General features: G+C 61.1%; 28 protein-coding genes and 4 pseudogenes. 14 read left to right on the forward strand and 18 right to left on the reverse strand.

The features are described 5' to 3' along the window. Positions 1-256: 256 nt before the first annotated feature. Positions 257-619, reverse strand: a complete 363-nt coding sequence (locus AB7G19_RS40495) for a DUF6894 family protein (protein WP_439037640.1) — start codon at positions 617-619, stop codon at positions 257-259. A gap of 178 nt (positions 620-797) precedes the next feature. Between AB7G19_RS40495 and AB7G19_RS40500 the strand changes: the two genes are divergently transcribed. Both AB7G19_RS40500 and AB7G19_RS40505 read left to right on the forward strand, forming a co-directional pair. Beyond that, the gene (locus AB7G19_RS40500; protein ID WP_439037639.1) at positions 798-1,181 is read left to right on the forward strand and encodes a hypothetical protein; all 384 of its coding nucleotides are present in this window, start codon (positions 798-800) and stop codon (positions 1,179-1,181) included. Positions 1,182-1,795: 614 nt separating this feature from the next. Then, positions 1,796-2,521: a hypothetical protein gene (locus tag AB7G19_RS40505; RefSeq protein ID WP_439037638.1), complete on the forward strand. Its 726-nt coding sequence runs from the start codon at positions 1,796-1,798 to the stop codon at positions 2,519-2,521. Positions 2,522-2,579: 58 nt separating this feature from the next. Here AB7G19_RS40505 and AB7G19_RS40510 read toward each other — a convergent pair whose 3' ends face one another. Further along, on the reverse strand, positions 2,580-2,792 hold the full coding sequence (locus AB7G19_RS40510) for a hypothetical protein (RefSeq protein WP_439037637.1): 213 nt from the start codon (positions 2,790-2,792) through the stop codon (positions 2,580-2,582). Between the two features lie 271 nt (positions 2,793-3,063). On the opposite strand from AB7G19_RS40510, the gene AB7G19_RS40515 reads away from it, so the two are divergent. Continuing rightward, on the forward strand, positions 3,064-3,399 hold the full coding sequence (locus AB7G19_RS40515) for a hypothetical protein (protein WP_439037636.1): 336 nt from the start codon (positions 3,064-3,066) through the stop codon (positions 3,397-3,399). Between the two features lie 402 nt (positions 3,400-3,801). Here the strand turns inward: AB7G19_RS40515 and AB7G19_RS40520 are convergent, their stop codons facing one another. Both AB7G19_RS40520 and AB7G19_RS40525 read right to left on the reverse strand, forming a co-directional pair. Next, positions 3,802-4,332: a PRC-barrel domain-containing protein gene (locus tag AB7G19_RS40520; RefSeq protein WP_439037635.1), complete on the reverse strand. Its 531-nt coding sequence runs from the start codon at positions 4,330-4,332 to the stop codon at positions 3,802-3,804. 364 nt (positions 4,333-4,696) lie between these two features. Next, positions 4,697-4,933 (reverse strand): hypothetical protein, encoded by a 237-nt coding sequence (locus tag AB7G19_RS40525; protein ID WP_439037634.1) that lies wholly within the window; start codon positions 4,931-4,933, stop codon positions 4,697-4,699. Between AB7G19_RS40525 and AB7G19_RS40530 the strand changes: the two genes are divergently transcribed. Then, a complete protein-coding gene (locus AB7G19_RS40530; protein ID WP_439037633.1) occupies positions 4,932-5,108 on the forward strand; it encodes a hypothetical protein in 177 nt (58 codons plus the stop codon). The two genes, AB7G19_RS40525 and AB7G19_RS40530, sit on opposite strands and share 2 nt — an antisense overlap. Before the next feature lie 527 nt (positions 5,109-5,635). Next, complete coding sequence (locus AB7G19_RS40535) at positions 5,636-5,878, forward strand: hypothetical protein (RefSeq protein ID WP_439037632.1); 243 nt, start codon at positions 5,636-5,638, stop codon at positions 5,876-5,878. A 72-nt stretch (positions 5,879-5,950) separates the two neighbouring features. Here the strand turns inward: AB7G19_RS40535 and AB7G19_RS40540 are convergent, their stop codons facing one another. Together AB7G19_RS40540 and AB7G19_RS40545 are read right to left on the reverse strand one after the other, a co-directional pair. Beyond that, the gene (locus AB7G19_RS40540; RefSeq protein ID WP_135217240.1) at positions 5,951-6,181 is read right to left on the reverse strand and encodes a DUF6894 family protein; all 231 of its coding nucleotides are present in this window, start codon (positions 6,179-6,181) and stop codon (positions 5,951-5,953) included. Positions 6,182-6,230: 49 nt separating this feature from the next. Beyond that, positions 6,231-6,431 (reverse strand): hypothetical protein, encoded by a 201-nt coding sequence (locus AB7G19_RS40545; RefSeq protein WP_439037631.1) that lies wholly within the window; start codon positions 6,429-6,431, stop codon positions 6,231-6,233. A gap of 734 nt (positions 6,432-7,165) precedes the next feature. Between AB7G19_RS40545 and AB7G19_RS40550 the strand changes: the two genes are divergently transcribed. Beyond that, positions 7,166-7,528, forward strand: coding sequence for a hypothetical protein (locus AB7G19_RS40550; protein ID WP_439037630.1), 363 nt, complete (start codon positions 7,166-7,168; stop codon positions 7,526-7,528). A 213-nt stretch (positions 7,529-7,741) separates the two neighbouring features. Here AB7G19_RS40550 and AB7G19_RS40555 read toward each other — a convergent pair. Next, positions 7,742-8,485, reverse strand: a pseudogene (locus tag AB7G19_RS40555) (IS110 family transposase); the annotation flags it as partial. A gap of 485 nt (positions 8,486-8,970) precedes the next feature. Between AB7G19_RS40555 and AB7G19_RS40560 the strand changes: the two are divergent. The 3 genes and pseudogenes from AB7G19_RS40560 to AB7G19_RS40570 form a co-directional block, all read left to right on the forward strand. Beyond that, positions 8,971-9,723: pseudogene (locus AB7G19_RS40560) on the forward strand (PAS domain-containing protein); the annotation flags it as partial. 416 nt (positions 9,724-10,139) lie between these two features. Next, positions 10,140-11,465 (forward strand): annotated as a pseudogene (gene istA / locus AB7G19_RS40565) (IS21 family transposase); the annotation flags it as partial. A 695-nt stretch (positions 11,466-12,160) separates the two neighbouring features. Then, positions 12,161-12,622, forward strand: coding sequence for a hypothetical protein (locus tag AB7G19_RS40570; protein WP_441268799.1), 462 nt, complete (start codon positions 12,161-12,163; stop codon positions 12,620-12,622). A 43-nt stretch (positions 12,623-12,665) separates the two neighbouring features. Here AB7G19_RS40570 and AB7G19_RS40575 read toward each other — a convergent pair whose 3' ends face one another. From AB7G19_RS40575 to AB7G19_RS40585, 3 genes are all read right to left on the reverse strand, one after another. Further along, entirely contained in the window at positions 12,666-12,938 is a 273-nt protein-coding gene (locus AB7G19_RS40575) for a hypothetical protein (RefSeq protein ID WP_439037628.1), read from the reverse strand. 2 nt (positions 12,939-12,940) lie between these two features. Next, positions 12,941-13,162 carry a hypothetical protein gene (locus AB7G19_RS40580; RefSeq protein WP_439037627.1) on the reverse strand — a complete coding sequence of 74 codons (222 nt, stop codon included), beginning with the start codon at positions 13,160-13,162 and terminating at the stop codon, positions 12,941-12,943. 770 nt (positions 13,163-13,932) lie between these two features. Then, complete coding sequence (locus AB7G19_RS40585) at positions 13,933-14,130, reverse strand: hypothetical protein (protein WP_439037626.1); 198 nt, start codon at positions 14,128-14,130, stop codon at positions 13,933-13,935. Positions 14,131-15,050: 920 nt separating this feature from the next. On the opposite strand from AB7G19_RS40585, the gene AB7G19_RS40590 reads away from it, so the two are divergent. Next, positions 15,051-15,299: a PilZ domain-containing protein gene (locus tag AB7G19_RS40590; RefSeq protein WP_439037625.1), complete on the forward strand. Its 249-nt coding sequence runs from the start codon at positions 15,051-15,053 to the stop codon at positions 15,297-15,299. A gap of 837 nt (positions 15,300-16,136) precedes the next feature. Here the strand turns inward: AB7G19_RS40590 and AB7G19_RS40595 are convergent. Further along, positions 16,137-16,442 (reverse strand): annotated as a pseudogene (locus AB7G19_RS40595) (ABC transporter substrate-binding protein); the annotation flags it as partial. Between AB7G19_RS40595 and AB7G19_RS40600 the strand changes: the two are divergent. Continuing rightward, positions 16,416-17,078 (forward strand): LysR substrate-binding domain-containing protein, encoded by a 663-nt coding sequence (locus AB7G19_RS40600; RefSeq protein WP_439037624.1) that lies wholly within the window; start codon positions 16,416-16,418, stop codon positions 17,076-17,078. The pseudogene AB7G19_RS40595 and the gene AB7G19_RS40600 overlap by 27 nt on opposite strands. Here the strand turns inward: AB7G19_RS40600 and AB7G19_RS40605 are convergent. The 7 genes from AB7G19_RS40605 to AB7G19_RS40635 all read right to left on the reverse strand — a co-directional run bounded on the left by AB7G19_RS40605 (position 17,030) and on the right by AB7G19_RS40635 (position 23,735). Beyond that, positions 17,030-18,805 carry an FAD-binding protein gene (locus AB7G19_RS40605; protein WP_439037623.1) on the reverse strand — a complete coding sequence of 592 codons (1,776 nt, stop codon included), beginning with the start codon at positions 18,803-18,805 and terminating at the stop codon, positions 17,030-17,032. The genes AB7G19_RS40600 and AB7G19_RS40605 overlap by 49 nt on opposite strands. Before the next feature lie 9 nt (positions 18,806-18,814). Next, complete coding sequence (locus tag AB7G19_RS40610) at positions 18,815-19,633, reverse strand: sugar phosphate isomerase/epimerase family protein (protein WP_135217134.1); 819 nt, start codon at positions 19,631-19,633, stop codon at positions 18,815-18,817. Beyond that, positions 19,633-20,289 carry a hypothetical protein gene (locus AB7G19_RS40615; RefSeq protein ID WP_071917613.1) on the reverse strand — a complete coding sequence of 219 codons (657 nt, stop codon included), beginning with the start codon at positions 20,287-20,289 and terminating at the stop codon, positions 19,633-19,635. The genes AB7G19_RS40610 and AB7G19_RS40615 overlap by 1 nt, the downstream gene beginning before the upstream one ends. Positions 20,290-20,302: 13 nt before the next feature. Next, positions 20,303-20,797 (reverse strand): type II 3-dehydroquinate dehydratase, encoded by a 495-nt coding sequence (locus AB7G19_RS40620; protein WP_071915795.1) that lies wholly within the window; start codon positions 20,795-20,797, stop codon positions 20,303-20,305. A gap of 30 nt (positions 20,798-20,827) precedes the next feature. Beyond that, the gene (locus tag AB7G19_RS40625; protein ID WP_071915796.1) at positions 20,828-22,108 is read right to left on the reverse strand and encodes a TRAP transporter large permease; all 1,281 of its coding nucleotides are present in this window, start codon (positions 22,106-22,108) and stop codon (positions 20,828-20,830) included. A 22-nt stretch (positions 22,109-22,130) separates the two neighbouring features. Continuing rightward, the gene (locus tag AB7G19_RS40630) at positions 22,131-22,640 is read right to left on the reverse strand and encodes a TRAP transporter small permease (RefSeq protein WP_071915797.1); all 510 of its coding nucleotides are present in this window, start codon (positions 22,638-22,640) and stop codon (positions 22,131-22,133) included. Between the two features lie 75 nt (positions 22,641-22,715). Next, positions 22,716-23,735, reverse strand: coding sequence for a TRAP transporter substrate-binding protein (locus AB7G19_RS40635; RefSeq protein ID WP_208088271.1), 1,020 nt, complete (start codon positions 23,733-23,735; stop codon positions 22,716-22,718). A 227-nt stretch (positions 23,736-23,962) separates the two neighbouring features. Between AB7G19_RS40635 and AB7G19_RS40640 the strand changes: the two genes are divergently transcribed. From AB7G19_RS40640 to AB7G19_RS40650, 3 genes are read left to right on the forward strand one after another with little or no spacing between them, the layout of a single operon-like run. Further along, entirely contained in the window at positions 23,963-24,622 is a 660-nt protein-coding gene (locus AB7G19_RS40640) for a GntR family transcriptional regulator (protein WP_135217137.1), read from the forward strand. A gap of 50 nt (positions 24,623-24,672) precedes the next feature. Further along, complete coding sequence (locus AB7G19_RS40645) at positions 24,673-25,845, forward strand: M24 family metallopeptidase (protein ID WP_439037622.1); 1,173 nt, start codon at positions 24,673-24,675, stop codon at positions 25,843-25,845. After that, positions 25,842-26,717 (forward strand): SMP-30/gluconolactonase/LRE family protein, encoded by an 876-nt coding sequence (locus AB7G19_RS40650; RefSeq protein ID WP_439037621.1) that lies wholly within the window; start codon positions 25,842-25,844, stop codon positions 26,715-26,717. Before AB7G19_RS40645 ends, AB7G19_RS40650 begins: the two co-directional genes overlap by 4 nt. The last annotated feature ends 1 nt before the right edge of the window (position 26,718 follow it).

Here is a 26,718-nt window from a genome sequence, read left to right on the forward strand (position 1 = left end):
CGATCGCGACTCGCGCGGCGAAATGAGGGCCAAGCGCGCACGTAGCTCAGGATGGCCGCATCTATATCGACAAGTTCTATGCACTATTCCTGTTCAAGCTAAAGCCAGCGGCAGCGAGTTCGGCGCGGGCATGAAGTTCGCGGTCGAACACGGCCGGTTGTCGAAGCACGAGAGCGGCACTTACGTGAAGCTGATGCTCAGTGAAGGTCGGCTGACTCGCAACTAGGAACGTACCGGCCGAACAACTGAGGCGGCCTTATCTCGGCCTCTCCGCGCCGATGTGCAGAATGTATAGGGTGTTTTGAAATTCGTCCGTGACCTCCATCCGCCAGTCGCATTCGGGCTTAAGCTTGCCATCGAGGCCTTTCAACCTCTGTCCTGCCGTTTCGGCGGCTGCTTTCCAAGCGGCGTGCCTATCGAGCAGGTCTTCACCCTCTTGATCAATCCGGCGGCGGTGGTGAACCACATGAAAAAATATCGCGGCATAATCTTTAAAACCGAAGAATTGTTTGTTCTTCCTTACCCCGGAGGCGCTAGTCCCGAAGAGGTAAGCCCATCGCTCAGCCGAGCCCCTGTTTGCTACGCGGGCCTGTCCAAGAAGCGCCGCGCCAGCGGCCATTTGGTCGAGCCTGCGGTGCCCGAGCTTACCTGCGCAGACACCCGCAATAGGTTACGACGGATTGGCCTGCGTCGGCCGGCGATTTTGCGTTAGTGCAAAATCCCGATAAAGATAGTAAGTTTTAGAACCAAATAATTAGAATGCTGCGGATTTAGGCGACGCGCGCTCGGGATTTTTAATGCGCACAATTCTCATCATTCTCGGCGCCTGGCTGTTGATCAATGTATTGGCCGTCGTGGTGTTGATAGCTCCGCGGAAGCGCCGGGCGCCCAACTCCAGGCTACCCGTCCGGGCCGATGCCCCCCCTGCTGACGACCCGCCCCTCTCGCTTCGACACGTGATCATCGCGGTTGCGCTTGGCGCCTTCTTCTCGCTGACACTGCCACTCCTCGAAGCATACGACGCCCTTCGCCGCGGCTTCCTCCGCTTCAGAGGACGAACTGTAGGCGAGAACGGAAAAGTGCCACGTGAAGAGACCCTCGTCTCGAAGCTTACCAAGTTACGCACAAAGCATGACGGGCGCTTGGGGGAAAAGCAGTCCGACGAGGATAACAAAGGTTAGGCTACTATTGCTTCGCTGCGGATCGTATGCCGGCGTACCTAGAGACTGCTCCGATATATTCTTAGTGTATTGGGACACAATGGTCGCCGGATTCGCATTCGTGAAGATTCCAGAGCTTGCCGAAAGGCGCGGGCGAAAAGACAACAATACGCGCTGGCCGCGGCGGCACGTATTTTTGGGAGCAGCCCCCCACGTACCCCGCAACGTGAATAAAGGCCGAAGAGCTGCAACGTCGAGATTTCTCCACGCAAGGCAGCCGACTCGCCTGCGGCCTCTGTTACCCCGGAGCGATCGACGGTTACTGGAGTCTATTAAGAACGCCACGTGTCAGCACCCACCCGGGCTTGCTGGATTGGGCTAGGTATCGTCTCTTCAGTAGCACTCATATGGCACTCACCAAACGCACAAACCTGTCGTGCTCGCCGCGGCCATCAATCCACGGCACGATCGCGAAAGCGCCGAAATGAATGCAAAGCGGGCGCGGGGCGACAAACACGACAGCGAGATCAGGAACACCCTGATGCGCAGCGTCTGTGGAACCACATTCGACAGCTGGAATCCGGCGGAGAGCTTATCCACATCACCGCCGCGCAGGCGGCCAACGGGAGACGCCGATGAAGCACGCCGCAGAACGCCCCTATGCGGGCCCGGAAATGGCCGCGCGCAAGCTCGTCGAGCTCGCAGCCAATATCGAAGCCGTACAGGACGGCCGCATCTACATCGAGCGGATCAACGCGCCCTTCTTGTTCAACCTGAAGGGCAGTGGCGGCGAGTTCGGCGCCGGGCTCAAACACGCGATCGAGCGCGGCTGGCTCCAGCTGCACGACGTATGTCCGGCTGATCGGCACCAGCGCTTAAGGAACCACAAGGGCGGCGAAATATTTGAGTCGTCGCCAGCTCGCCGGCAGAGTTGGCGGAGCGGCCCCGGCCTACCCTTGACCCCCTCTCAGCCGGGGCCTCTCCGCCGTTGTCGTATCGGAGTAGCGGATGCGTTCCTCGCCCTCGATCGTGCCGACCGCCTCGACCGCGACATCTATCTGATGCTCGAAGACTTCGGCGCGCGCGCCGGTTGCGCCTGGCGCGAGACGGATGAGGCTGACACCGACCTTGAGGGCGTCCTGCAAAAGCTCCTGTCCGGCCTGTACGCCTACCCAGTCCGAATTGTATCCTTCAATCCCGTCGAGGGGTGGTCCCGCGATGCGACTTCCGACGTCGCCGACGTCCTGGCTCAGCGCGCAGCCGACACTGAGATCTCATCTGCGCCGCAAGACTTCATCGCCGCCAACGCCACACAGCGCCTCGACATGCAGCTGGCTCTGCCCTTGCGCGGTGTCGCCTGACGGTGGCGAACTTCCGCTCCAGGTCGAAGAGGGCAACGCAGGTTCGAAAACAATCGAGTCAATGGCCCGGCGCTGACTCGGTTGTTGAAGGTCGACGCTTTGGCAGCGCATGGTATCGCAAAGAGATACCGAGCTGATGCGCTTTGACAGCCACCGACGAGACGCCTCGGTTCAATTCAGCGGCTATCTTTTCGCGGCGGTGATTCCCGGCCATCGCCTTGAGCTTCTCGAGGTCTTCTAAGGTCCATGGGTGGCGAACAGAATTGGCCATATGCCGATCCTCCGAAACGAAAGATTTGGCCCGAAGCACAATTTCCGCTGGGACCAAAAGTTTCATTGGATCAGCCCGCAGACCGTGCGCAATGGCTGCGCCAGCGCGATCCGCTCGAGATCCCGCGCGCCGTCGAGACCCTGCTGCCGCTGCTGACGCAGGCGAAAGCGCGGCGCCTATCCACACCCACGACGCGCAGTAGCTCGCGCGCGTTTCGAGGCCCAAGGGATTGATAATTTGCGAGCCGCTCCGGTGCCGCTTTGATGGCTGCATGCCTCGCCCTGTCCGCCGTCACACGCCCACGCACACCGACGGGCGACCGCTCAAAATCACCTTCGGTGAGATGCGCGAGATGGGCTTGCGTGGCGTCTTGATCGATTGCCATTGTGGCCATCACATCGCTCTGGACGCCGACCTTTGGCCTGACAGCGTAAGGCTTTCCGATCTCGAGCCACAGTTTGTCTGTCAGGGGTGCGGGAGCCGAGGTGCCGACGTCCGACCCAACTTCGATCGGGGCAACTCACGGCTTGCAATCACTGAGGCGGCCTCTCTGCGCTGGGAGGCTTATGTCGAAGCGCGCAGACCGGGTGAATCCAGCACAGGGTAACCGAGTTATCGATCCGGCTGGCCATCCGTAGAAGTTCGTCGCGTCGAATGCCATCAGGCATACCCTCAGCCTGCTTGCGCAAGTCAATTGTCTCGTCCTCTAAGCGGTATTGAAACATCGATGATTGCTTGAACATGGGTGCTCCCTGTTCGGTTGGGCGGGAGCGCAATGGGCGTTCTCGTACAACCGATAGAAGCCATGAGCCGGACGGTGATAAAGGTTGTTAACACTTGTGGCAGACCAAACCTGAGCAATTTTGATCATCCCCTTGGGCGCACTCGGGACTGCCGGCGCCCATAAACGCACGAGCCTGCCGGAACGGCCCGCCAGCGTGAACCGGCGGGCCCTTTGTCTCAGTAACGAGCGATCAGTAGCCGTATCAGGCGCATTCCCGTACCAAAGTTAGTACTTAAACTCCGGCATGGCCTTCAATTCGTCCTTAGTGGCGTTATACACCGCGTGATCGGGATACCAACGCGCACTGGCGCTGGTTGTGGTGGTTGTAGTGGTGGTAGTTGCGGCACCGGTGGTGGTTCGCGTGGTGCTGTCTGGAGCGGAAGTAGTTGCAGGCGCATTCCCCGGTGGGGACGTTGTTGACGCAGTTGTCGAGGTCACCGGCTGGTCAACCCACTTCAGCTTATCGAAGGCGACCGCCACGTAATGCTCGCCCAGGCCGAGAACGCCGCCCACACCCAGAATGACATTGGCCACCCTGCCTGACCTATCCAAAATCACGTCGTGGATGTCGCCGATCTTCTCGTTTGCTTCATTGTACACATCGACGCCGGCGAGCTTGGACGCGCGCCATTCACCCTCCTTGTGCGTGGTAGCACTGGTAGCCGAGGCCGCTTGGTTTGTAGCTGTTTGAGCCGCCGCCGCGCCGGTCATCGACGCGGTGGCCAGGAAGGCTATTGCAAGATATTTGGAAATCATGATGTTCCTCCAATGTTTTTAGGGAAACAATATTGCGGTGGGAGTGGTTCCAGCGGCGGAACGGTTATTTCCCTAGTGCCAGCCCGCCTCCGCACGCGAAGGCCGGCGCTGGACCGCGGTCGGGACGGCAAAGGAAATGGCTGGTGCAAGGCGGCGGCTATCAATCGCAAGTATCTGACCCCCGAGGCCGAAGAGGGACCAATGACTGTCAAAGGCGTGGCGTTTTAGTACGACGTGATAGGCTCGCCAGCGTGAGCCGGCGGGCCTCGTGCCTCCGCTTCAACTGCCGGCGGTATGCCGCCAGCTGGCGCCCCTGTGCGCTAGCTGGCGGCTCCCCACACTCACGCGCTCTCGACGAGCCACTTCACGCCCTGCCGCCTGCCGGATATGCACGGGTGAACTCTCCTTGGCGCTTGATGCGGTCGTAACGAAACGTGCAGCCATGAGCGCGGGCAAAGACTCCCGCCTCTGCAATCGCGAGGGCACGCGTGCCGCCGAACGTGCGCTCAATGTATCGGTCGCGAATTATCAGCCGCTCGTCCATCGCGATAACATCCAAAACACTCGCTATTCGAAGCAGGTAGTCCTCGCGCGTTTCCATGAAGGCCCGCCGTCTGCTACTAGATCGCCGGCCGGACGATCTGCGGCTGTCCGATTTCGAGCCGCGGTTCGTCTGCCAGGGTTGCGGCAGTCGCGGCGCCGAGATCCCGCCCGACTTCGAGCGTGGCGATGGGCGACTTGCCATCGTGGACCACTGGATTGGCGCGCAGAAGTAGCGATCCATTCAGATCGAAGGTCAGAAGTTAAATCCGATGATAAACCGGATGGCAAAGAAGGAGCCGGCGGCGACAATAGCCGTCGCACTAATCGCGAACACAACTCTCCAAGTCTCATCCAATCGATGCCTCGCACAAAAAAACGGCCCCAGCATCGGCCGGGGGGCATGATGATGCTGGGGCCTCCGGACAGGCTCTGACCTTGTGGGACAGAGACCGTCACCGGAAAGACAAGCCGGCCAGCATCCGGACGTTCCCAGCCCAAGTCTTAATCTCCGCTACTTCCTATCTCTTTCCGAGAGCACGCGGGATCTAAGCCGCGCCGCCCTCGGGTGCAACTGTCCAGTCCCAGCTGGATTCCGTCGCCGTAGGCAGCCTAAGCGATTCCAACGCTAGGCAGACCTAAGCGACACCTTTTCCACACCACGACGGGCAGTAGCTCGAGCTCGTTCCGCGCCGCCAGGTTTTGACGCAGGTTTTAACGAGTGGCTTCGGGAACGTTCGGTGCTGGCGTTGCTTGGAGAGCAATGACGAGCACGACCGTAGTTCTCATTCCCGGCATGCTGAACGCCCTTCGCCTGGTGCGCGTTTACGGCTTTATTGTCGAGCGCAGAGACGGCCTGTATTACCCCGGCAGCAACCAGGCGGCATGCTCGAAGGCTTTGGCAGAGAAGATGGTTGAAGGCGGCTGGCTGGTGAAATACGGAGAGCGTTATCAACCTACAGAGAAGGGTTGGCACGCAGGAGAAGCCGGTTCGGATGTGGGGTAAGACAGGTGCATCCCAAAGCCGCCCGCGGCTTGCTCCCTCTTCGCGACACCGAGGCCGCCAACTGAAGCGCCCTTACTGCTTCGTCCTACTTCTGTCGAAAATGAACGCGGCTTGAAACACCCGCTCAACGTCTGTTCTCACTTCCACGGAAACGTCCTGCCGTATCGTGGCAAAGTCCTTTGCCAAGTTCGCAAGCGACCTAGCGGCTTCGACCTCGGCCTCTTGCTGAGTGTCGAATTCCAGGCCTTCCTCGTCCGGGTACAGACCGGTGTCGTCCCGGATGTCGAAGTAGTACCGGGTCATGCGCCGCCCTCATTCGAGGGAGAGCAACAGAAGAAATGTTCGCCCGTTCCTACTCCGGCGACTGTAGCCCGGGCGATCTCAGCCAATCGTTGATGTGACAGCCAGTCTCAACTTGTCTGGCTTTGCGGAGGAGGAATTCGCGCTCAGGGCCGTGCGGGAGCCTCTTGGCTTCCTCTCTCAATCGCTGGGCTTCTTGGGCGAGACGTTCTTCGAGGGTGGTGGTCTGCTTAAACCTGCGGCGTTTCATCATGACTGGCCTCGTGCATACGGGTCCTAACCGTTGGGCTTGCAGCAAGAAATTTAGCCAGCCTCGTTCGGCTCGCCACCAACAAATGTTGGGAAAATCAAATCAGGCCACACAGATTTCAAACTAGGTCACTGAGGTCTGTCCAGCGCCCGGGCATGCGGAACGTGGGGCCTTGGAAGTCAAGTAGCGCTCCGAAGCAGCGGCAACTGGACTGGGCCTTCTGCCCATTCCACCTAAAGAGAAAGGGCCGCGTACCGGCGGCCCCTCCCGCCGGTCACAATATTGTTCGCAAATGAAAACCAGCCCCGGCGATGCCAAAATCAAAATTCGGCGTCTTCCAGAAATCAAGTCCTCGTCTGCCAGGCGACTGGATCTTCTCGCACGAGAGGTGCCCTCCCGGGCAGAACAAGCGCGTGCGGCGTGGCACAAGACAAGGGCCGCTGCTTTCGTACAGCGGCCCTAACTTTCCGGGTTTCAAAATTTTCGAAATGAAATTTGCCAGCCTCCCCGGTTTGCCGAGTTTTCCCGACCATCTCAGCTACTGCACTAACATTTGTGAATCTCGCCGGTGAGGAGAAGCGAACTTTCCACGCTGGGACCATAAGGAACCACAACGGCGGGCGAATATTTGAGTCGTCGCTGGCTCGCTGCCAGAGTTGGCGGAGCGGCTCCGGCCTACCCCCTTGATCCCCCCGCAGTCGGGGCGGTCTCTCCCCCTTGTCATGTCGGAGTAGCGTATGCGTTCCTCGCCCTCGATCGTGCCAGCCGACCGCCTCGACCGCGACATCTATCTGGTGCTTGAAGACTTCGGCGCGCGCGCCGGTTGCGCCTGGCGCGAGACGGATGAGGCTGACACTGACCTCGAGGGCGTCCTGCAAAATCTCCTTTCCGGCCATTACGCCTATCCGGTCCGGATTGTATCCTTCAATCCCGTCGAGGGGTGGTCGCGGGACGCGACTTCCGACGTCGCCGACGCGTTGGTTCGGCGCGCGGCCGACACCGACGCCGAGATCTCGTCTTCATTGCAAGACTTCATCGCTGCTAACGCCACAAGGCGCTTCGACATGCAGCTCGCGCTGCCTTTGCGCGGGGTCGTCTGATGTCCAGCGAGGGTAAGCCGCTGGCCGGCGGACGCGCCACGACGTGCACCAACTGCGACGATCTCGGGTGGGTTTGCGAGAACCACCCGGACCGCCCTTGGGACGGCCCGCACGCCTGCAGCTGTGGCGGCGCTGGCGCCCTCTGCCCGGCCTGCAACGCTGCTGGCGAAGGTGAAGTGCCGCGCATGCCGGAAGGCTTTCGGGTGGAGGTCGGGCCGCGAAGTCACGGCCTTTGGCAAAAGTCTCGGCCGGCGGTGCTAGAGCGGCGATCGCGGTGGCGGAGATCGGGCCGATGCCAGGAACGGTCATCAGCCTGCGCGATACTTCGTCCTCGCGAGCGCGTCGCGCGATCTCCTTGTCGAGGTCTGCGATCTTGCCATTGAGGTCGGTCAGCAGGTCTAACATCAATCGGAACATGGTGTGGGCCGCTTCGGGAAGCGAGCTGGCCATCGCTTCTTCCTCGATCAGATCGACAAGAGTCGCCACATGCGACGGCCCCTTGGGTGCAATCCAACCATATTCAGTGAGGTGACCCCGGATCGCGTTGATGAGCTGGGTTCGCTGCCGCACGAGTAGGTCACGGGTCCGAAACACCAGACCCGCCGCCTGTTGCTGTTCGCTCTTCACGGCCACGAACCGCATGCTCGGCCGCTGCGCCGCTTCGCAGATCGCCTCAGCATCGATCGCGTCATTCTTTTGCCGCTTCACAAACGGCTTTACGTAGGCGGGAGGGATCAGCCGAACTTCATGGCCAAGCTGGGTCAGCTGACGGGCCCAGTGATGCGCTCCGCCACATGCCTCCGGAGCTACCGTGCAACTCGGCTGGGCTGCGAAGAAATCCAGCAGCTTTCCTCGGCTGATCCGTTTGCTGAATATAGCTCGCCCTTTCCCGTCTGCTCCATGAGCGTGGAAAACATGCTTGGCGATATCCAGACCGATTATGATAAGCTCTGACAAGGACGCCTCCCTTAAGTGGTGCTCAACACCTCCACTTTGGCACTCGATGCCGTCGGGCGGCGTCCACCCCATCATAAGTGTCCGCTTTGAGGGGGCAAAGCCCGCTTTGACGGGCAAAGCCGACATGCTCCTTCGGCCCTTGGTTTATCGGCTAATGACCCAAAGGGTCTCTGGGAGCAAAGCCAACTTTGACGCAATGGTTGTGCATCGCACTTATTCCTTCATGGAGACCACCTACTTCAACCGGTTGTCGTTAATCGCGCCGAGGACGTATCCCAGCGATTGTCGCTGCCGCGGCTAAAGAATGCGCGTCCGGAGACGGCGTTTCGTCGATAATCAACAAGACGTTTTGAGGGTTGCCGTTGGCTTCTGCTTTGCTCCTCAGGCGAGATAGAGATTCCGCCGGCATTCATGGAACCGAAACGATTGACCTGTGTTTTCAGTACGCTGAGTCCCACGCTCACAGGGGCTGGGATAGGATTGGTATGGAAACCTTAAACCGCTTTGAAGATGCCCAGACCAACGACGGCCGTTACCGGCTACTAGTTGAGGCAATCACTGACTACGCGATCTACATGCTGGATCGCGAGGGTCGTGTGACCAGTTGGAACCCCGGGGCTAAGCGCTTCAAGGGCTACGAAGCAGACGAGATTATCGGTCAGCATTTCTCGACCTTTTACACCGAAGCTGAGCGGTCGCAGAACGTCCCTGCTCTAGCCTTGGCTGAGGCCGAGCGCACTGGCCGATTCGAGCGCGAGGGCTGGCGCGTGCGCAAGGACGGCACGCAGTTCTGGGCTCATGTTGTCATCGACGCGATCCGCTCCCCTGAGGGGGAGCTTGTTGGCTTTGCCAAAATCACTCGCGACTTGACTGAGCGCAGGGCCGCCGAGGCCAAACTGCGCGAAAGCGAAGCACAGTTCCGGTTGCTGGTTCAAAGCGTTATCGACTACGCCATTTACATGCTCGATATCGAAGGCCACGTGGCGAGCTGGAACGCCGGTGCTCAGCACATCAAAGGCTATGCCCCCGAGGAGATCATTGGCCGGCACTTCTCCGACTTCTACACGGATGCCGACCGCGCCGCCGGACTTCCGCGCATCGGCCTAGAGACCGCAACCCGGAACGGGCGCTGGGAGCATGAAGGTCAACGAGTCCGAAAGGACGGCACCGCCTTCTGGGCGCACGTCGTGATCGATGCCATCCGGGATGACGCCGGCAAGCTTGTCGGATTTGCCAAGGATGATGCCATGCGAAACGATATGGTTTGCCAGTGCGTCGACGGCGAAATGCGGCTAGATCATCGCGATGGCCATCCGTTCACGGTGAAGAGAAACGACGTATGGACCTGTGTCAAAGGTGAACCGGAGGACACTGAGAACATAGGTGATGGGGCCGCCATCATGCGAGTCATCAATCTGATGCCCGCTTGAGTTCCGACTGCCTACGTTCGAACCGCCCAGCATATTCAATCGAGGAGGCAAACTGAACTGCACCGGAGCGAGTCCGCAATGGGGCACAGGCGGACATCCGAAGCTGGGTCTGTCATTCGGCCTGCAATATTGACCCCCTAAGCCGGGGGATCGGCGTCCAAAATTGACCCCCTATAGGTTGGTCTGTTGCGCTGCCTGCTTTGGAATGAAGCAGGTGGTCGAGGATGCTGATCGTGGAGACGATTGCGCGGATTCGGCGCGAGCACTTCATCAAGGGCAAGACGATCAAGGAGATTGCCCGTGACCTGAAGGTGTCGCGGAACACGGTCCGGAAGGTGCTGAGGTCAGGAGAGACCTCCTTCGAGTACGAGCGGCAAGTGCAGCCGCGGCCAAAGCTGGGACGATGGGCAGTAGAGCTCGACGGACTGCTGGCGGCGAACGCGGCCAAACCGGCTCGTGAACAGCTGACGTTAATCCGGATCTTCGAAGAGCTGCGCAGCCGTGGCTATGACGGCGGCTACGATGCGGTGCGGCGTTACGCCAGGCGGTGGAGCAAGGAACGCGGGCAATCGACCGCGGCTGCTTATGTCCCGCTAAGCTTTGCCCCAGGCGAAGCCTACCAGTTCGACTGGAGCCACGAGGTGGTCTTGCTGAGCGGCACCACGGTGATGGTGAAGGCCGCCCATGTCCGGCTCTGTCACAGCCGCATGCTGTTCGTGCGGGCCTATCCGCGGGAGACGCAGGAGATGGTGTTCGACGCCCACGACCGGGCGTTCGCCCTGTTCAAAGGCACCTGCACCCGCGGCATCTACGACAACATGAAGACCGCCGTAGAGACGATCTTCGTCGGTAAAGGGCGTCTCTACAATCGCCGCTTCCTGCAGATGTGCAGCCACTATCTGGTCGATCCGGTCGCCTGCACGCCAGCGTCGGGCTGGGAGAAGGGGCAGGTCGAGAACCAGGTCGGGCTGGTCAGGGAACGCTTCTTCACGCCGCGGCTGCGGTTCAAAAACCTCGACGAGTTAAACGCCTGGCTGCTCGACAAATGCATCGCCTACGCCAAGGTTCATCGCCATCCGGAGCTGGTCGATCAGACGATCTGGGAAGTGTTCGAAGCCGAACGCCCCAAACTCGTTCCCTATGCCGGCCGCTTCGACGGCTTCCATGCGGTGACGGCATCGGTCTCGAAGACCTGCCTGGTGCGCTTCGACAACAACAAGTACTCGGTCGCAGCCAGCGCAGTCGGACGACCGGTCGAGGTTCAAGCCTATGCCGATCGCATCGTGATCCGTCAGGATGGACGCATCGTTGCCGAGCACCCGCGATCCTTTGGCCGCGGCGATACCGTCTACGACCCCTGGCATTATGTGCCGGTGCTCGCCCGCAAACCCGGCGCCTTGCGCAACGGTGCTCCCTTCAAAGACTGGGTGCTGCCAGCCGCGATCGAGCGGATCCGGCGCAAGCTTGCCAGCACCGACGACGGCAATCGGCAGATGGTCGACATCCTCAACGCGGTGCTGACTGACGGTCTGCCCGCGGTGGAAGCCTCTGCCCCGAGTAGTGCGGCGTGCTTACTAGGCCGCTCATGGGCGGGCCGCCGCTTGTGGCGACGGCCCCTCGCCGTGAAGGCCTCGATACGCGAAACGAGAACGGCTTCGCAACTGCATCCAGCATCGGCGCAGCGTCGGCGAATGCAGGGGCCTTCGTGCGTCAGTATTACTCGGGCTTTACGGATAGGCCCCGCGAGATTGCTTCAACGCTTCGCAGGGTCCGAGTGAATTCCGATCGCAAATGTTTTACGTGCGCCGCATCTTTTGGCTCTGAGAGAAAAGCTATTTTCACAAGGAAACGGTTCAATATCGCTGTGACCGGAAGATTGTCGGAATGCTGCGAGCGCAAAGCCGTGATCTGTTGTCGCATCCCGATGAGATCAAGCGAGTCATCGTCCTGTTCATTCGTCACAACGAACTCGCCTATCGACGTTAAAAACGAAGCCGCCGCGCCGAGTATCTTGGCGCGACGGCCTCGCCATGGTGAACCCGGACGGGGACAATTTGTCCGGTGCGTAAAGCTACCCCTCCGATGCGTCACCGCAATCAAAGTTTCAAATTAAGCTTGATATCCCCGCTGGAAGATAATTCGGGAACTGAGAAGCCGCACCGGAAGGTCGAGCCGGTGAGTGCTCAAGAAGGAACGTCTAGGCCTGCGTCGGAATTCCTGACTGAACAACAGCTGCTAAACTTCGATGCGCTGCTATCTCTCCACGCTCGACGACTGCGGTAGCACACTGAACGCGCAAGAGATCGACTGCAATAGCGCCGAAGAGGCTCTACAGCTGGGCTCTGCCGCGGTGGCGAACGACCCTGTCGAGGTTTGGTGTGGTCCACGGCGTCTCGCCCGCTTTGAGCCGGAGCAGAGGCAGGAGCGGCCGCTTTCGCGCTTGCGCGAGCGTTTGATCGTCGCCGAACGCCGACTTCGCGAGGGCGAACAACACATCAGTCAGCAAGAGAAGGTCATCGCCAAGCTCAAGCGCGAGGGACGTGATCTCGCTCTCGCGCTTTCCGTCCTAGACACCCTGATCGAGACCCAGAAGGCTTATTTACAGGAGCGGGGTTTAATCGTCGCCGAAGTGGCGAAACGATCTGGATTGAGAGGGCCGCGCAGTCGCAGCTCGCGATGGACGGCGTCAAATGCTTCGGGTTCTTGACCGTTACGAGATCCGTTTACGACCCGCGAGGTAGCGCCGATCGCTATCCTCTTGGAGACGGCGCCCATCGAGGCTGTGCCGCAGGCGACGACGGCGTGCCGTCATACCGTTCAGGATTGCCGATGTCGAACGCGCCCAGGTCCCCAACTGACTGCTCATACTCCGTTTGCGTGATCAAAGTAAACGTCGCGTCCGGATACCGTGCCCACACATTGAGGTCGTCAGGCGTGACCGTGAGATATCCGAAGAAACACTTGTATCGACCCGGCACCGTCACCCGGCCGATTTTGTCCCAATTGATCTTGTTTACGCGCATCGCTAGCTCCACTCGTTCTCAGGCAGCGAACCGGGCGGAAGTTTAAGCTCTTCTAGGCCGGCTTCGACCAACGCCAGCTCTTCTTGGATCGCTTTGACCGTGTTTTGTGGGTTGATGCCAGACACGGCTTGCAGCTGAGCGAGCAACTTTCGGCGATGCGCCAGCAAATCCGTCAGGGCACGTTCATCTTGCGCCCTCACGTAGCCAGCGACGATCAGTTGCATAGCAGTCGACACGTCCGTCGTTCCCCGATGTGCGACATGGCAATTATCGTGGCTGGCTCAATTCGGCCAAGCCTAGTTCAGTTATGCGGTATTCGACGCCATCTTTGTTGAGCGCCGCTCGATCCATCCATTTCGCAGAAGGGTAAGGGTCGTTCTGCGGGTGTCGGGGCAGCTTCGTGCAGGCGATCCAATCGCATCCCGCAGAAGATTGAGAAATTGGCGGTGATACTGGTTGAAGATCACTGGCTTTTCCTGACGGCGGAGGTCTTGCAAAATTGTCTCAAGCGAGCGGTCTGTTTCCATGATCGCGATAGGTTTGCATCGCTCTATTGACGATCTGTTACGCGGTTGGGAAAAGTCGGCAATCTTTTAAATGGCTCAAAAGTCAATCTTCGAGCATAGATGTAGAGAACGCATCGGCGGCTTGGTTAGTTCCGGCTCTTAGGCGAAGCTACGCTCGTCTGGCAGCGTGGATGACGCGCGGTAATCGCGCGCCTGAGCCCAGTCGCTTGCCGGCCCCGTCGCGCTTAGAGCGGCCAGCTCGCTTTCCCGACCCACCGCGGCCGCCAGCGCCGCCGCGCATTTAGGTGTTGCGGCCATCGCAAATCACGAACGATCGCACATCGACGCGTCCGTGGTCGCCTGAGCAAGAGGCGGAATTCCTCTCGCTCTTTGGCGTAGGTTTCACTGCTGAGGATCCTGTAATAATCGAAACATGCGCGCGAATGCCCGCGTTCATCTAAGCCCTTGCTTGGGTATGTCCGAGGCCTTCAATGAAGAGGCCCCGGGGCTATGCCCGGGGCCTTGTGAAGTTTAGCGATTGCCCTGCTGTCCGCCTTGCCCAGGCTTCTGTTCGCCGGGGTGCTGTGTCTGCTGGCCGGCTTTTGGTTGGGGTTCTGGCCCTGCTGGCCACCCTTATCGCCTTGCTGGTTCTGCTGGCCGCCTTGGTTCTGATTGTTCTGGTTCATGCGAAGCCTCCTTTGGCCGCGTCATCATTGACGGGCTGCAATTCAATCGCAGGAGAGCGGGCAACGTTCCTATAGGTTCGCAGCAATCGCCGATGCGACGCGCGCGCTGTGTGCACTTTTGTGCTCGCGAAAGGGGTAGCGCAATCGCTGCTCAACGGCTCTTCCTTCAGTCACCAGCTAGCTCTTAACCTTCAGAGAGCTTTGATGTTGAGCTTTGCATCGCAAGCGGCAAGCTGGTGTGCTTCTTCTTTCGAGGAAATCAATCGATGGGCGAACTCAGCTCCCGGGTGCGGCGAGCATGGACGTCGTGTTAGAACAAGTGTGCGTCGAGCTCCCGAACGGCGGCGATCACGAGAGCCGGAAGTACATCGCGGAGCAACTGATCCAAGCGGCCGAAGAAGGGCATTGCACATTAGGCGAACTTACGACAGTCGCCCGGCGCGCTTTGCTTCACCTCAACAACCACCCGAAGTGCGCCTAGAGCGTCGCCGGGCTGACCGCTGGTGGGCGCCCCCAACGCAAGGCCGCACGTGTGCTCCGTGGCCGGCCGTGCCCGCACTTTGCAATGGCACGATTGATAAGCAGCGTGAAACATGAAGGCCTCCGAGGCTATCCCAGCGGCTCTATGGCCCGCACGACGCCGTTAAGTTCGTGAGCGGGTAACCTAATGTCAACCGTTATGGCTATACGATTTGCCCTCGCGGATCGGTGACGACTACCGCGGTACGCATGGGCAATCGGAAACCCGTCAGCCCCACGCGGCTGGCGGGTTTTTCGTTGGGCACACCGCGAAGTCTTGCTGCTCGGCGCAGTGATAGTCTGCATCTCCACTGACGCTAAGCCGAAGGTCAAGAAGGCGTCGGCGTCCCAAGGCAAGAACGGGTGGGCCGTCTAGGAAGGACTAAATCCAGAAGGAAACAGTGCAGGAACGTCGCAGACAACAGCGCATCGAAACAAACGAAGTCGCCTACATCTTCGGCGACGGATCGAGCATCTGTTGCCGCGTCGTCGACCTCACCGACCACGGAGCAGCAATCGAGCTGCCCTTATCAGCGGGGCATAATATGAGAGACCGTTTCAAGCTCATGATTGCGAAGGATCGTGTTGAAAGAAATTGCCGTATAATCTGGCGTTCAGGCAGTTGTATCGGTGTTGAGTTTACGAATTGACGTGGAGGCGATTGCAGAACGCTAGCCGCCGTTTAAACGCTCGATCAATCGTTGCGAGAAGATGTTTAGGTCGGGCACGCTTGTGATCGTGGTGCTGCTGGTCATCTGGCAAATTCTCGCGCCACTTTGAAAGGCCGCCGGCGTGCACCGCCGGGCCTCGTATTCACCGTCTCAGACGGCAAGCCGAACTTGCGATCCTGCGGCTACGGCTTCCACGCGGCGCCGCGAATTTTGGACAGATAGCTCGGCTCGTTTCACCCGGTCGCGCAATCTTTCCACTTGGCTATGTTGCCGCCTCAGACTGGCTATGTCCCTCTTGAGAATTCCGAGGAGCGTGTCGGCTAGTTTCGTGATTCAGTGCTGCTGTTGCGAACTCATTTGCCCCTCCTCTGCAAAGGTTAAATGAACGCTGAGGATGATAATCCTAGACCTAGGTCTAGGCAGTCACCGGAAAGGTTCAATCGGGCCGAGATGGCGCGGGCCTGCGTGCAGTGTCAGGGTTTCACGAGTTCAGGGCCTGCAGCCTGGCCTTTGGTCCTAGACGCCTGACGATCTCGCGCCGCGGTCAGTTCTTTCTGGAGCTTCAATTGCTGGTCGGCCGTCATGGCAGGCCCCCGCCTCGGCGGCACGTCTTCTACGGCCGGATAGCTGCCACTCGCTTTCGGGCGCGCCGGTGCCTCAGCCCGCGCGTCCATCGGTGAAGAGCCAGCAGTTGAAGTTGCGCACCCGCAAAGCGAGAGGCTGGACAACAACAGCGTTGCTCCAGCTAACGCTGCGATTTTTCTGTCCTTCGACATTACGCTCAACAAGCACTTAATCCTTCCCTTAAAAGTTACCCAGCCGGCCGTCCTCGCGGATTCGGCCGTTTTTCGTCATGAAATCGTTCACTGGCATATCGCGCATCCTGGCGGCGACGGTCGGACCATCCAGCGTGCCTGCCGCCTTGACCGCTTTGAGGTAGTGCATCACCGCGCCATATGTGCCGGCGTGGATCATGGTCGGGACCTTCTGGGTCTTCGCGATGAAGCGCTTCGACCACGCCCGCGTGTCCTCGTTCTGGTCCCAATAGAACGCCGAGCTCAGCATCAAGCCCTGGGCGCTCTGGAGCCCGAGACTGTGAATGTCGGCAATGAAGACGAGCAGTCACCGCTCCTGAAGATACTCAGGCTTGAGGCGCCGGCGATCGACCTGATCAAGCCGGTGACACGGATCGACCTCGCCGAGCAGATCGACCTTGGTCGCATCGACGTTGCGATCGGCGTCTTCTCGGATCCGCCGAGCCGCTTCCGGACCTCGCTGTTGTTCGAATATGACGACGTGCTGATCGTGGGCGGAAAGCGCAAGCTCGCCGGATCGACAACGCGGCCCTGGCGCGCATGCCGCTGGTCGTTGTCTCCTTTCGGCGGCGAGCAGGAGGGCGCCATCGGAGGCTTCATCTCCGAGCGCGGTCTCGCCAGGCGGTCGGAAATGTATGACCGCGCGGCCCTCGAACGGGCATTGTCCGAAAGCGACCGGCCGCCGCGCATAGCTGTTTCGCCGCCGCATTTCCTGGCCCTGCCCGCCCCGCTCGCGGACTCCGAACTCGCGGCGATCGTTCCGCGTCCATTGGCACGCGCCTTCGAACGCGCGCACGCGGTCACGATATACGAACTGCCCTATGCCACAACCCCGGTCGAGGTGCGGCTATTGTGGCACGAACGCATCGAGGGCGAGCCGGCGCACGACTGGCTTCACGATGTCCTCCGGCGCGCGACCGAGGAGCTCAGGCGGGGGCGGTAGCATCTAGCGCGGCGCCAGATCGAGAAGCCCGCGTAGCTTTCCCGCTGCGTCCATCGCGGCGCACCAGCCGAAGACAAGCCGATCATGGTGCCCGGCCCCGGATATGTGCCGCGGAAGATCGAGGATGAATCGGTCCCGACGGCGTAGAGACCGAATAGAACCGTGCCGTCGCGAGACAATACGCGTGCGCAGGAATCCGTGCGTAGACCGGCGCTGCTGGCGAGGTCCGAGGGCCATACGGCGACGGCATAATACGGTCCTGGGCCGATCCGGCGCAGACAAGGGTTCGGCTTGCTCCGGGCGTCGCCATTGAACCGGTTCAATTCGCTTGAACCGCGCCCGAAATCTTCGTCGACCCCGCTCTCGGCATACCGATTGTATCGTTCGACCGTTTCAGCAAGCTGATCTGGATCGATAGGGATTTTCTGTGCCAGCTCTGCGATCGTTTCGGCTTCGATCAAATAATTGGTTTGCAAGAACTCGGTCAGGTCTTTGGTCCCGGGATGAACCAGTCCGATGCCAAAATCCTTGATGAAGGCCCTGTCGCAGATCAGGAAGGCCGGCGTGGCTGACGAGGCAGATGCGTTCGAACGCAGCATCGCGGCGACGAAGTCGTGATAGGAGTCCGCTTCGTTCACGAAGCGTCGGCCGGATTTGTTGACGGCGAGCAGGCCCGGCTTGGCGCGATCGAGCATGATGTGCGGGAAGACCGAGACGTGGCCGTCGGCTTGCGCCATCACCGAGCTCGGCATCCACAGGGCCGGGCTCTCGAGGTCACGCTCGATGATGGCGTTGACACGCTCGGCGGCTTGGATTCCGTCACCTGTGTTGGATGAGGGCGCGAGCGAAAAGCGGCGCGCGGCATCTGGAAACAGCCGCTCGCGAAGCTCGCGGGTCCAGCCGATGCCGCCAGTTGCCAGCACCACGCCCTTGCGGGCGCGTATGGCGACCTCTCCGGTCGGAGACGTGAGGACCGCACCGACGATGTCGTCGCCCTCGCAAATGATCTCGCGAAGCGCCGTCTCACATCGCAGCTCGACGCCGGCGCGGCGGATGCTGTCGAGCAGTCGTGCGACCAGCGCATTGCCCATGATCAGGCGCGTTCCTCGCTTGTGGCGCAGCCGATCCAGCGCATGCCGGGCGAGAAGGCCGACGGCGTGTCGAAAGTTGGTCCAGTTGCGGAAGGGCGCCAGCAGCGCCGGAATGTCCGCCTTCCCGACCATCATGCCGCCGAGGACCATGAATTCGCGACGTGGCGGCCTGACTCGCACGAAATCGTCGCCGAGCTCGCGGCCGTCGAACGGCACGGCTCCGAGCGCGCGACCGCCGATCGCAGCGCCACGAAGCTGCTTGTAATCGGGATGGACCGGCGGTGCCGCGAACTTCACGCTCGTCTTCTGCTCGAGATAATCGAGAACGATCGGGCCGGCCTTCAGGAACATATCCACGCGCTGGTCGGTCGCGTGCTCGCCGAGCATCGCGGCGAGATAGGTCCGCGCGGCCTCGACCGTATCAGGCGTTCCAGCGCGCCGCCCTTGCCGGTTGCCCGGGATCCAGACGGTGCCGGCGGAGGTTGCGGTCGTGCCGCCCACCATGTCCGACTTCTCGCTGAGGATAACGCCGAGCCCTTCGAGGGCGCCGACCAGCGCCGCCGTCATGCCCCCCGCACCTGCGCCAATGACCAGCAGGTCGGTCTCGATGTCCCAGACGCGATCGGCTTGCGGCATCCCACCCTCTTACGAAGCGGCGCGCGCCCTCTCGACCACGGCCCTGCCCGCCGCGAGCGCCCGGCGTGCCCGTGTTACGGCATCGACGGTCTTCGCCAGCTGAACGGTCGGGACCTCGATGCTGATGGTTAGGCTGTCGGGCATGGCTTGTGTCAGTCCGACGAGATCGATGCCGCCCTCGCCTGGAAACATCCGTTCCTCGCGTGCGGCATGAATGAGCTGCTCGGTCGTCGCCGGGCGTTCGGCCGGACCGTCGCAGAGTTGCCAGTAGTGAAGCTGCTTCGCCGGGATAGCCTTGATATCCGCAAGCGCGCTTTGCGATCGATCGAAATGCAGCGCATCGACCAGAACGCCGGCCGCGGGGTGATCGATATCGGCGACGATCCGCATCGCGGTCTTCAGGTCCGGAACGCTGGTCCAGGGCATGAATTCGAGATCGGATGTCAGGCCGTGCTGTGCAGCCGCTTCGCAAAACTGCCGGTAGCGGTCCGAGAACCGTGCCAGGTCCGGATCGTAGGCCGCAACGAGAATATGTTTGGCGCCGAGGCGCGCGCCCGCCTCGAAGAAGGGCGTGAAGGACGCGACGTCCGTCGCCGGCCTGAACGCGACGACTTCGAGATCGGCGACGGTCACGCCCGTCGACTGCAACCGCTGCAGCGTCTCTCGCATCTGCGGCGCATCGTCCATCAGGCGATAGGCAATTCCGCCTTGCGTCGCGGGCAGCAATCTGAGCCCGACTTTCTCGTAGCCGCAGCGGGCCGCCAGCTCGATCATCTCGGGCGGCGCGAGATCGAGCACGGTCAGGGCAGCGAGCGAGAAGACGGCCATCAGCCGAAGTCCGCGATGCGGGCGTCGAGCGCGAACATGCCTTGGTAGACTTCCGGCTCGCTCGCCCGGCCCAGGATGTCGGGCGCAATCGCGCGCGCCTGCTGCAAGGCGGCCTGCAACGCGGCGACGTCGAGCGCCTCGATCAGCAATAGGCCTGCGAAAAAGCCCTCGTCCTTTCGCATGCCCTTTTCGGCAGTCGGCACCGATGTGCGCGCCTCGTCGGTCGCGCCGATCTGAATGGCGGCAATTCCGTCGCATGCAACGAGCGCCTCAGCCAGTTTTCGGGCGTCCGCGGGCAAAGCCTCGATCCGCAGCGCCATGATCGTGGCGCCCTCGCCTCGCCCCGCGCGCGCGACCATGATGCCCCCGCCCCGCATGAAATTGCCGAGCTTTGGCATGATGCGCTGCGACCAGGGCGTCGGCGCGTTGAGGCGCGCGAGGTACGCTTCGCCGTCGAGCACCTCGGGCGCATCGAGCTCGTACAGGATGAAGAAGCGGTTGATGTCGTCCCTTGCCGCGCGGAAGACGCGCACCCCGCGGAAGCCCTTGGTCGTCACGCGCTCGGTGGTGTGCTCGCGCGTCAGCCAGTGCCGGTAATCGGTCAGGTCGTGCGCCTCGACGTCGCTCCAGATGGCGAGAAATCCTGCACCGCGCATGTTGCTCTCCTCCTTACGCCGTGGCAGCGGCGGCAAGCCCGTGCAAGGCCTGCGGAATGGTTTCAGGCAATTGTCCAAGCCGTTGAACGGCTGCCAGGATCGCGGCGAGATAGCCGTACGGACCCAAGCCGCAAATAACCGACGTGCAGGCACTCGACGTGATCGAGTGGCGGTGAAGCTCGTCCCGGGCATGGATGTTCGAGATATGCACCTCGATCTTGATACCCTCGAAGATCTTCAGTGCGTCGATCAGCGCGATCGAGGTGAAGGAATAGGCCGCCGGATTCATGATGATCGCATCCGCCTTGCCATGGGCGGACTGGATCAGATTGACGAGCTCACCCTCCATATTGGTCTGGTGGAATGAGATCGATACGCCGAGCTGGTCGGCCAGGGCCTGGCAGCTGACCTCGATCTGCTTCAGCGTCGTCCGGCCGTAGATGTGCGGCTCCCGGATGCCGAGAAAGTTCAGATTGGGTCCATTGAGGATCATGATCTTAGCGGCCATTGTTCGCCTCTCCTTTGTCGACATATGTGACTAGCCGCCGAACCATTTCGCCGGAATCGTCACCAGTCCCGGGAATAGCACCATCGCGAACAGGACGATCAGTTGCGCGATCATGAACGGCCAGACGCCCTTGATGATATCCTCCATGCTGATCCTCGAGACGCCACAGACCACGTTGAGCACGATGCCGACCGGTGGCGTGATCAGGCCGATGGCGTTGTTGATGATGAAGAGGACGCCGAAATAGACGGGGTCGATGCCCGCCGCCTTGATGATCGGCATCAGGATCGGCGTGAGAATGAGGATCGTCGGCGTCATATCGAGCGCCGTCCCCACGATGACCACCACGACCATGATGGCGAGCATCAACAGCGTGTTGTTGCCCATGAAGGGCTTCAGCAGGGTCACGACCTGTGCGGATATCTCGGACACGGTGATGAGCCAGGACGATACCAGCGCCGCGGCGACAAGGAACATCACGATGCTCGTCGTCACGGCAGAGGAGACGAAGATGGCGTAGAGCTGCGACAGTTTCAGTTCACGGTAGATGCAGGTCGCGACGAACAGGGAGTAGACGGCGACCACCACCGCGGCTTCCGTCGGCGTGAAGATGCCGAAACGCAGGCCGACCACGATGATGACCGGCAGCATCAGCGCCCAGAAACCATCGACGACGGCCTTGATGATCTCAGCCCCCGAGGCTCGCGGCGGCGGCGTCAGGTTCTCTTTCCGCACCACCCACGCCCACGCCATGCAAAGCCCAGCGCCGAGCAGCAGCCCGGGCACGATGCCGGCCAGAAACAGTTTCGAGATCGAAACGCCCGCGGCGACGCCGAAGATGACGAAGCCGATGCTGGGCGGGATGACGGGGGCAATGATGCCCCCCGCCGCCACGAGACCCGCCGCATAGGACTTCTTGTGCCCTGCCGCAACCATCATCGGCACCAGCAGAGCCGCGAGCGCAGCCGCATCGGCCGCGGCCGAACCCGAGAGCGAGGCCAGGATGCAGGACGCGAGGATCGTGACGTAGCCAAGCCCCCCGCGGAAATGGCCTACGGCAACGAGCGCGACATTGACGATACGCTTGGCCAGGCCGCCCTTGTTCATGATCTCACCCGCGAGCATGAAGAAGGGAATGGCCATCAGCGGAAAGCTGTCCGCGCCGTTGATGACATTCTGCGCCACGATCTGGGCGTCGAACATGTCGATCGTGCTCATCAGGGCGACGCCGCAGACGATCAGCGCAAAGGCGATCGGCATGCCGAGCGCCATGGCGCCGAGCAGCGATAAGGTAAAGACGGCGATCGTCATAGCGTGATCCCGATGGTCCGCATCAGTGCTCTTCCGATTCCTTGACTGCCACCATATCGGCCTCGCTGGCCTGTCCCGTGAGCACGCGGACGAGGTCGTAGAGAAGGATGACTGCGGCCGATACGCCGAAGATCACGCCGACCGCGTAGAAGATGGCCATCGAAAGGCCGGTCGCCGGCGCGCGATCGTCGATGTTGATGATGGTCTGGCGCCAGCTGCCCGAGAGCAGCAGCCAATCGGCAAACAGCATCAGGCAATAGTTGATGATGAAGCAGATGCGTTTTCCGTAAGCCGGCAGCATGCGGACCAGGCTGTCGACGCCGAGATGCGCGTGCTCGCGCAGCGCGACGATGGCGCCGAGGAAGGTCAGCCAGACCAGCAGCCAGCGCGACAGCTCCTCCGAAATCGTGATGCCGGAGTTGAAGCCGTAACGCAGGACGACGTTGCCGAACACCAGCACCACCATCACTGCAAGACACGCGGCAATGACGGCTTTCAGGAACGTGCAGTAGAGGTCAAGAGCTCGCGCCATGCGTGACGTCCGGGCAAATGAGGGGTGTGAGCCGGCCAGTGGCCGGCCCCGCCGCCTGCGTGATGGAGACGTCGGCTACTTCACGTCCTTGCGGATGCGCTCGACCTCGTCGTTGAAGAGCTTCACCGTCTCGGACCGAAGATTGGCCGAGATCTTGTCCACGACCGGCTGCACTGTCTTACGCATGCGATCGGTCTCTTCAGGTGCGATCGCATTGTACTGCATGCCCTTGGCCTGCAATTCCGCCAGCGCCTTTTCGGTCTGAAGGCGCGTCTGCTCCTTCTGGTAGTCGCGGCTCTCTGCATAAGCCTCGCGCATCAGGCGCTGCTCGGTCGGCGACAGCTTGTCCCAGAACACCTTGCTCACCAGAATGATGTTCAGGGTGAAGGTGTGGTTGGTCGCGGAGACGTATTTCTGCACTTCGTAGAATTTGTTCGAGAGAATGACCGTGTAGGGATTCTCCTGGCCGTCGACGGTGCGGGTCTCGAGCGCCGAATACAGCTCGCCGAAGGCCATCGGGACCGGATTGGCCTTAAAGGCGCTGAAACTTTCGAGATAGACCGGGTTCGGAATCACGCGAAGCTTGAGCCCGCTGAAGTCCTCGACCTTCGTGATCGGGCGGGTGCTGTTGGTGACATTGCGGAAACCCAGGCCCCAATAGCCGAGACCGATCAGCCCCTTCGACGGCAGCGTGTCAATCATCGCGTTGCCGAATTTACCGGTCGCGAGCGCGTCGGCCTGCTCGGTCGTGTTGAAGAGGAACGGGAAGTCGACGAGGCCGAATTCCGGAATGACGGTTGCGAGCGAGGTGGTCGAGGCCGACAGCATCTCCTGCGTGCCGCCGCGCAGTGCCGATTGCTGCTGCAACTCATTGCCGAGCTGGGAGGCTGCGAACTCTCGCACCTTCATCTTGCCCCCGCTCTTCGCCAGCAGGATCTCGGCAAACTTCTGCACGCCAAAGCTGACAGGGTGATCGGTGTTGTTGAGGTGGCCCCACCTGATCGTCCGCTCCTGGATGTCGTCAGCGGCGGATGCGCCGACCGTCAGCGCCACGCAGATCGCCGTCGCAGACAGCGCCCGTATCAACAAGCTCATCGTTTCCTCCCTGTTCGCCGGGGCACGAACGGCGGCTTAAGGCCTTGTTTTCCGTACCCTCCGTTTATTTACACATCATACATATATTTCCATGTCAAACGACAAAATCAATTTCATATGAGATTTCAGTAGACGTCATGTGTCGTCGGTCTGCTATATTGCTGGCAACATTGATGGTTCGGCCGCCGCACGGCGGGCCGGCGATCCGGACAGCGGGACTAGAGCGCATGACGACACTCGAGGAACGGCCAATGTCGGCAGGCGACAGCGGCTATCAGCGCATTCGCTCCGACATCATTTTCGGCGTGCTCACGCCTGCCGGGCGTCTCAAGCTCGATGCCATGAAGGAAGATTACGGCGTCAGCATCTCGACGCTGCGCGAGATCCTCAATCGCCTCACGTCCGAGGGTTTTGTGGTCGCCGAAGGCCAGCGCGGCTTCGAGGTGGCGCCGATCTCGATCCAGAACCTGCGCGAGCTCGCCGAGCTGCGCATCCTGCTGGAGCATCACGCGATGGCCGAGTCATTCCGGGCCGGCGACGTCGAGTGGGAGGGCCGCGTCGTGTCCGCGCATCACAAGCTGGCGGCGACCGAACGCACCGTCCTCAAGGAAGGCGACGATCCCGAGCTGCGCAAGCGCTACGACGGCGAATTCCACCAGGCGCTGATCTCGAGCTGCGGGTCGCGCGAGTTGATGCATACCCATGCGATCGTGTTCGACAAATACTTCCGCTATGCGCTGCGCTACCGCGGCACGGAGACGATCAACCAGCACAAGGCCTTGCTGGAAGCCGCTCTGAAGCGTGACATCAAGAGCGCCAGGGCCGTCCTCAGCGACCACATCAATGGCTGCGTCGCGCATGCGCTGTCCTCCTGGAAGGACAGCTGACCGCCTTCGCCCGCCCAAGAGATCAAGTCGTCAGCGAAGAAGAACGATCAATGAGTTCGAAAATTCCGTTCTCCACGGCAAGGCTCGACGGCCTGCTCGACGATTTCGGCATCGACGTGCTGATCGTCACCGCGAAGCACAACATTCAGTACCTGCTCGGCGGTTACTATCACTTCCAGTTCGATTACATGGAAGCGATCGGCATCAGCCGCTATCTGCCCATCTTCGTCTATTTGAAGGGCGCCCCGGAGAAGTGCGCCTATGTTGCCAACCGGAACGAGCGGGACAGCGTCGAGAACAGGACCGGCGCCGGATACTGGATGCCGCCGGCCGTATTCGGATCGTCGACCTCGGTCGAGGCGATGGCGCTCGCGCTCAGGCATGTGAAGGCGGTCGCGACGCCGGCGCTGCGTGTCGGCGTCGAGATGTCGTTCCTGCCCGTCGATGCCGCCGATGTGCTGCGTCGGGATCTCCGCGATTGCCAGCTCGTCGAGGCGATGCGCCCGCTCGAGAAACTGCGGTCGATCAAGACCGCAGCCGAGCTGGAGATCCTGCGCGAAGCGTCCGAGCGCGTGGTCGCCTCCATGATGGATGCGGTGAACCACGCCCGGCCCGGACACAGCAAGCGCGAGATCATCGGGCATTTGCGGCAGGCCGAATTGTCCCGCGACATGATCTTCGAATACGCCCTGGTGACGATGGGAACGAGCCTCAACCGGGCGCCGTCCGAGCAACGTCTCGAGCGCGGCGATATCGTGTCACTGGATTCGGGCGGGAATTACAAAGGCTATATCGGCGATCTCTGCCGGATGGCCATGCATGGGGCGCCGGACGGCGAGCTCGTCGATCTGCTCGGCGAAATCGACCTGATCCAGCAGGCGGCCCGCGCTCCGATCCGCGCCGGTCTCATCGGCGCCGATATCTACGCTGCAGCGAACGAAGCGCTTGCGCGGTCTCCTCACGGCAAGCACATGCACTTCGTCGCCCATGGCATGGGCATCGTCAGCCACGAAGCGCCGCGCCTGACGGCGAGCGGACCCATTCCCTACCCCGCCGACGACGCCAATGCGCCGCTTGAGGCCGGCGTGGTCATCTCGATTGAAACCACGCTGCCTCACAAGCGACGGGGTTTTATCAAGCTCGAGGATACCATCGCCGTCACCGCCGATGGTTATCAGGCCTTTGGCGATAGCGCGCGCGGCTGGAACCGGATTCCGGAATGACTGCGAAAACGATTCCCGCGCACAGGGTCGAGACCGCGGTCGCCAGCGCGGACATTCTTGGCGAAACGCCGCTGTGGTGCGACCGGTCCCGCAAGCTGTGGTGGATCGACATCGACGGCCGGCTTCATCAATCCTTCGATCCCGCGACGGGCGCCCATTACAAAGCCTCCTATGATTGCCAATTCCTCGGCAGCCAGGCCCTGACGTCAGACGGTTCGCATCTGCTCGCGCAGGACTTGACCCTCCACCATCGCCAGACCGTCGTCGAGGTCGAACGCGGCCTGGACAACCGCCTCAACGACGGCCGCGTGGACGCGCGCGGCCGCCTGTGGATCGGCACTATGGACAATCAATTGCACCGGCCGAACGGCTCGCTGTACCGCGTCACCGGAGACGGTCAGGTGACGCGCCTGTTCGACGACGTCATCGTGTCCAATGGGATCGCGTTCTCGCCCGACAATCGGACGTTCTATTTCACGGACACGCGGCGTTACTGCACCTGGGCGTTCGACTTCGATCTCGACGACGGCCTGATCAGCAACAGGCGCCTATTTGCGGATTACAGCGCCTCCGGAGAAAGACCTGACGGCGCGTGCGTTGACGTCGATGGCGGGCTGTGGACGGCGTTCTTCTCGGGCGGTCGGGTGGTGCGTTATCGGCCTGACGGGACGATCGACACGGTCATTCCCCTGCCTGTCACCAATCCGACCTGTCTTTGCTTCGGAGGAAGCGATCTCAAAGCGCTGTATGTGACGACGGCCAGAAAATTCCTGGATCGGCAGCAGCTTGACGTCGAGCCGCAGGCCGGCCATCTCCTGGCCATTGACGGCGTCGCGCAGGGGCTGCCGGAACACCGTTTCCGGATCGGTTAGT

The sequence above is a fragment of the Bradyrhizobium sp. 215_C5_N1_1 genome (assembly GCF_052075935.1).
GTDB lineage: Bacteria > Pseudomonadota > Alphaproteobacteria > Rhizobiales > Xanthobacteraceae > Bradyrhizobium > Bradyrhizobium barranii.

Excerpts from the sequence above, each read along its gene's own strand:
- AB7G19_RS40495 (WP_439037640.1), bottom strand. The coding sequence starts at position 619 with ATGGCCGCTGGCGCGGCGCTTCTTGGACAGGCCCGCGTAGCAAACAGG.
- AB7G19_RS40630 (WP_071915797.1), bottom strand. The coding sequence starts at position 22,640 with ATGGCGCGAGCTCTTGACCTCTACTGCACGTTCCTGAAAGCCGTCATT.
- AB7G19_RS40525 (WP_439037634.1), bottom strand. The coding sequence starts at position 4,933 with ATGGAAACGCGCGAGGACTACCTGCTTCGAATAGCGAGTGTTTTGGAT.
- AB7G19_RS40615 (WP_071917613.1), bottom strand. The coding sequence starts at position 20,289 with ATGCGCGGTGCAGGATTTCTCGCCATCTGGAGCGACGTCGAGGCGCAC.
- AB7G19_RS40605 (WP_439037623.1), bottom strand. The coding sequence starts at position 18,805 with ATGCCGCAAGCCGATCGCGTCTGGGACATCGAGACCGACCTGCTGGTC.
- AB7G19_RS40610 (WP_135217134.1), bottom strand. The coding sequence starts at position 19,633 with ATGGCCGTCTTCTCGCTCGCTGCCCTGACCGTGCTCGATCTCGCGCCG.
- AB7G19_RS40545 (WP_439037631.1), bottom strand. The coding sequence starts at position 6,431 with ATGATGAAACGCCGCAGGTTTAAGCAGACCACCACCCTCGAAGAACGT.
- AB7G19_RS40640 (WP_135217137.1), top strand. The coding sequence starts at position 23,963 with ATGACGACACTCGAGGAACGGCCAATGTCGGCAGGCGACAGCGGCTAT.
- AB7G19_RS40625 (WP_071915796.1), bottom strand. The coding sequence starts at position 22,108 with ATGACGATCGCCGTCTTTACCTTATCGCTGCTCGGCGCCATGGCGCTC.
- AB7G19_RS40550 (WP_439037630.1), top strand. The coding sequence starts at position 7,166 with ATGCGTTCCTCGCCCTCGATCGTGCCAGCCGACCGCCTCGACCGCGAC.
- AB7G19_RS40650 (WP_439037621.1), top strand. The coding sequence starts at position 25,842 with ATGACTGCGAAAACGATTCCCGCGCACAGGGTCGAGACCGCGGTCGCC.
- AB7G19_RS40530 (WP_439037633.1), top strand. The coding sequence starts at position 4,932 with ATGAAGGCCCGCCGTCTGCTACTAGATCGCCGGCCGGACGATCTGCGG.
- AB7G19_RS40580 (WP_439037627.1), bottom strand. The coding sequence starts at position 13,162 with ATGCAACTGATCGTCGCTGGCTACGTGAGGGCGCAAGATGAACGTGCC.
- AB7G19_RS40515 (WP_439037636.1), top strand. The coding sequence starts at position 3,064 with ATGCCTCGCCCTGTCCGCCGTCACACGCCCACGCACACCGACGGGCGA.
- AB7G19_RS40585 (WP_439037626.1), bottom strand. The coding sequence starts at position 14,130 with ATGAACCAGAACAATCAGAACCAAGGCGGCCAGCAGAACCAGCAAGGC.
- AB7G19_RS40540 (WP_135217240.1), bottom strand. The coding sequence starts at position 6,181 with ATGACCCGGTACTACTTCGACATCCGGGACGACACCGGTCTGTACCCG.
- AB7G19_RS40500 (WP_439037639.1), top strand. The coding sequence starts at position 798 with ATGCGCACAATTCTCATCATTCTCGGCGCCTGGCTGTTGATCAATGTA.
- AB7G19_RS40645 (WP_439037622.1), top strand. The coding sequence starts at position 24,673 with ATGAGTTCGAAAATTCCGTTCTCCACGGCAAGGCTCGACGGCCTGCTC.
- AB7G19_RS40635 (WP_208088271.1), bottom strand. The coding sequence starts at position 23,735 with ATGAGCTTGTTGATACGGGCGCTGTCTGCGACGGCGATCTGCGTGGCG.
- AB7G19_RS40535 (WP_439037632.1), top strand. The coding sequence starts at position 5,636 with ATGACGAGCACGACCGTAGTTCTCATTCCCGGCATGCTGAACGCCCTT.
- AB7G19_RS40510 (WP_439037637.1), bottom strand. The coding sequence starts at position 2,792 with ATGGCCAATTCTGTTCGCCACCCATGGACCTTAGAAGACCTCGAGAAG.
- AB7G19_RS40575 (WP_439037628.1), bottom strand. The coding sequence starts at position 12,938 with ATGCGCGTAAACAAGATCAATTGGGACAAAATCGGCCGGGTGACGGTG.
- AB7G19_RS40520 (WP_439037635.1), bottom strand. The coding sequence starts at position 4,332 with ATGATTTCCAAATATCTTGCAATAGCCTTCCTGGCCACCGCGTCGATG.
- AB7G19_RS40620 (WP_071915795.1), bottom strand. The coding sequence starts at position 20,797 with ATGGCCGCTAAGATCATGATCCTCAATGGACCCAATCTGAACTTTCTC.
- AB7G19_RS40505 (WP_439037638.1), top strand. The coding sequence starts at position 1,796 with ATGAAGCACGCCGCAGAACGCCCCTATGCGGGCCCGGAAATGGCCGCG.
- AB7G19_RS40570 (WP_441268799.1), top strand. The coding sequence starts at position 12,161 with ATGCGCTGCTATCTCTCCACGCTCGACGACTGCGGTAGCACACTGAAC.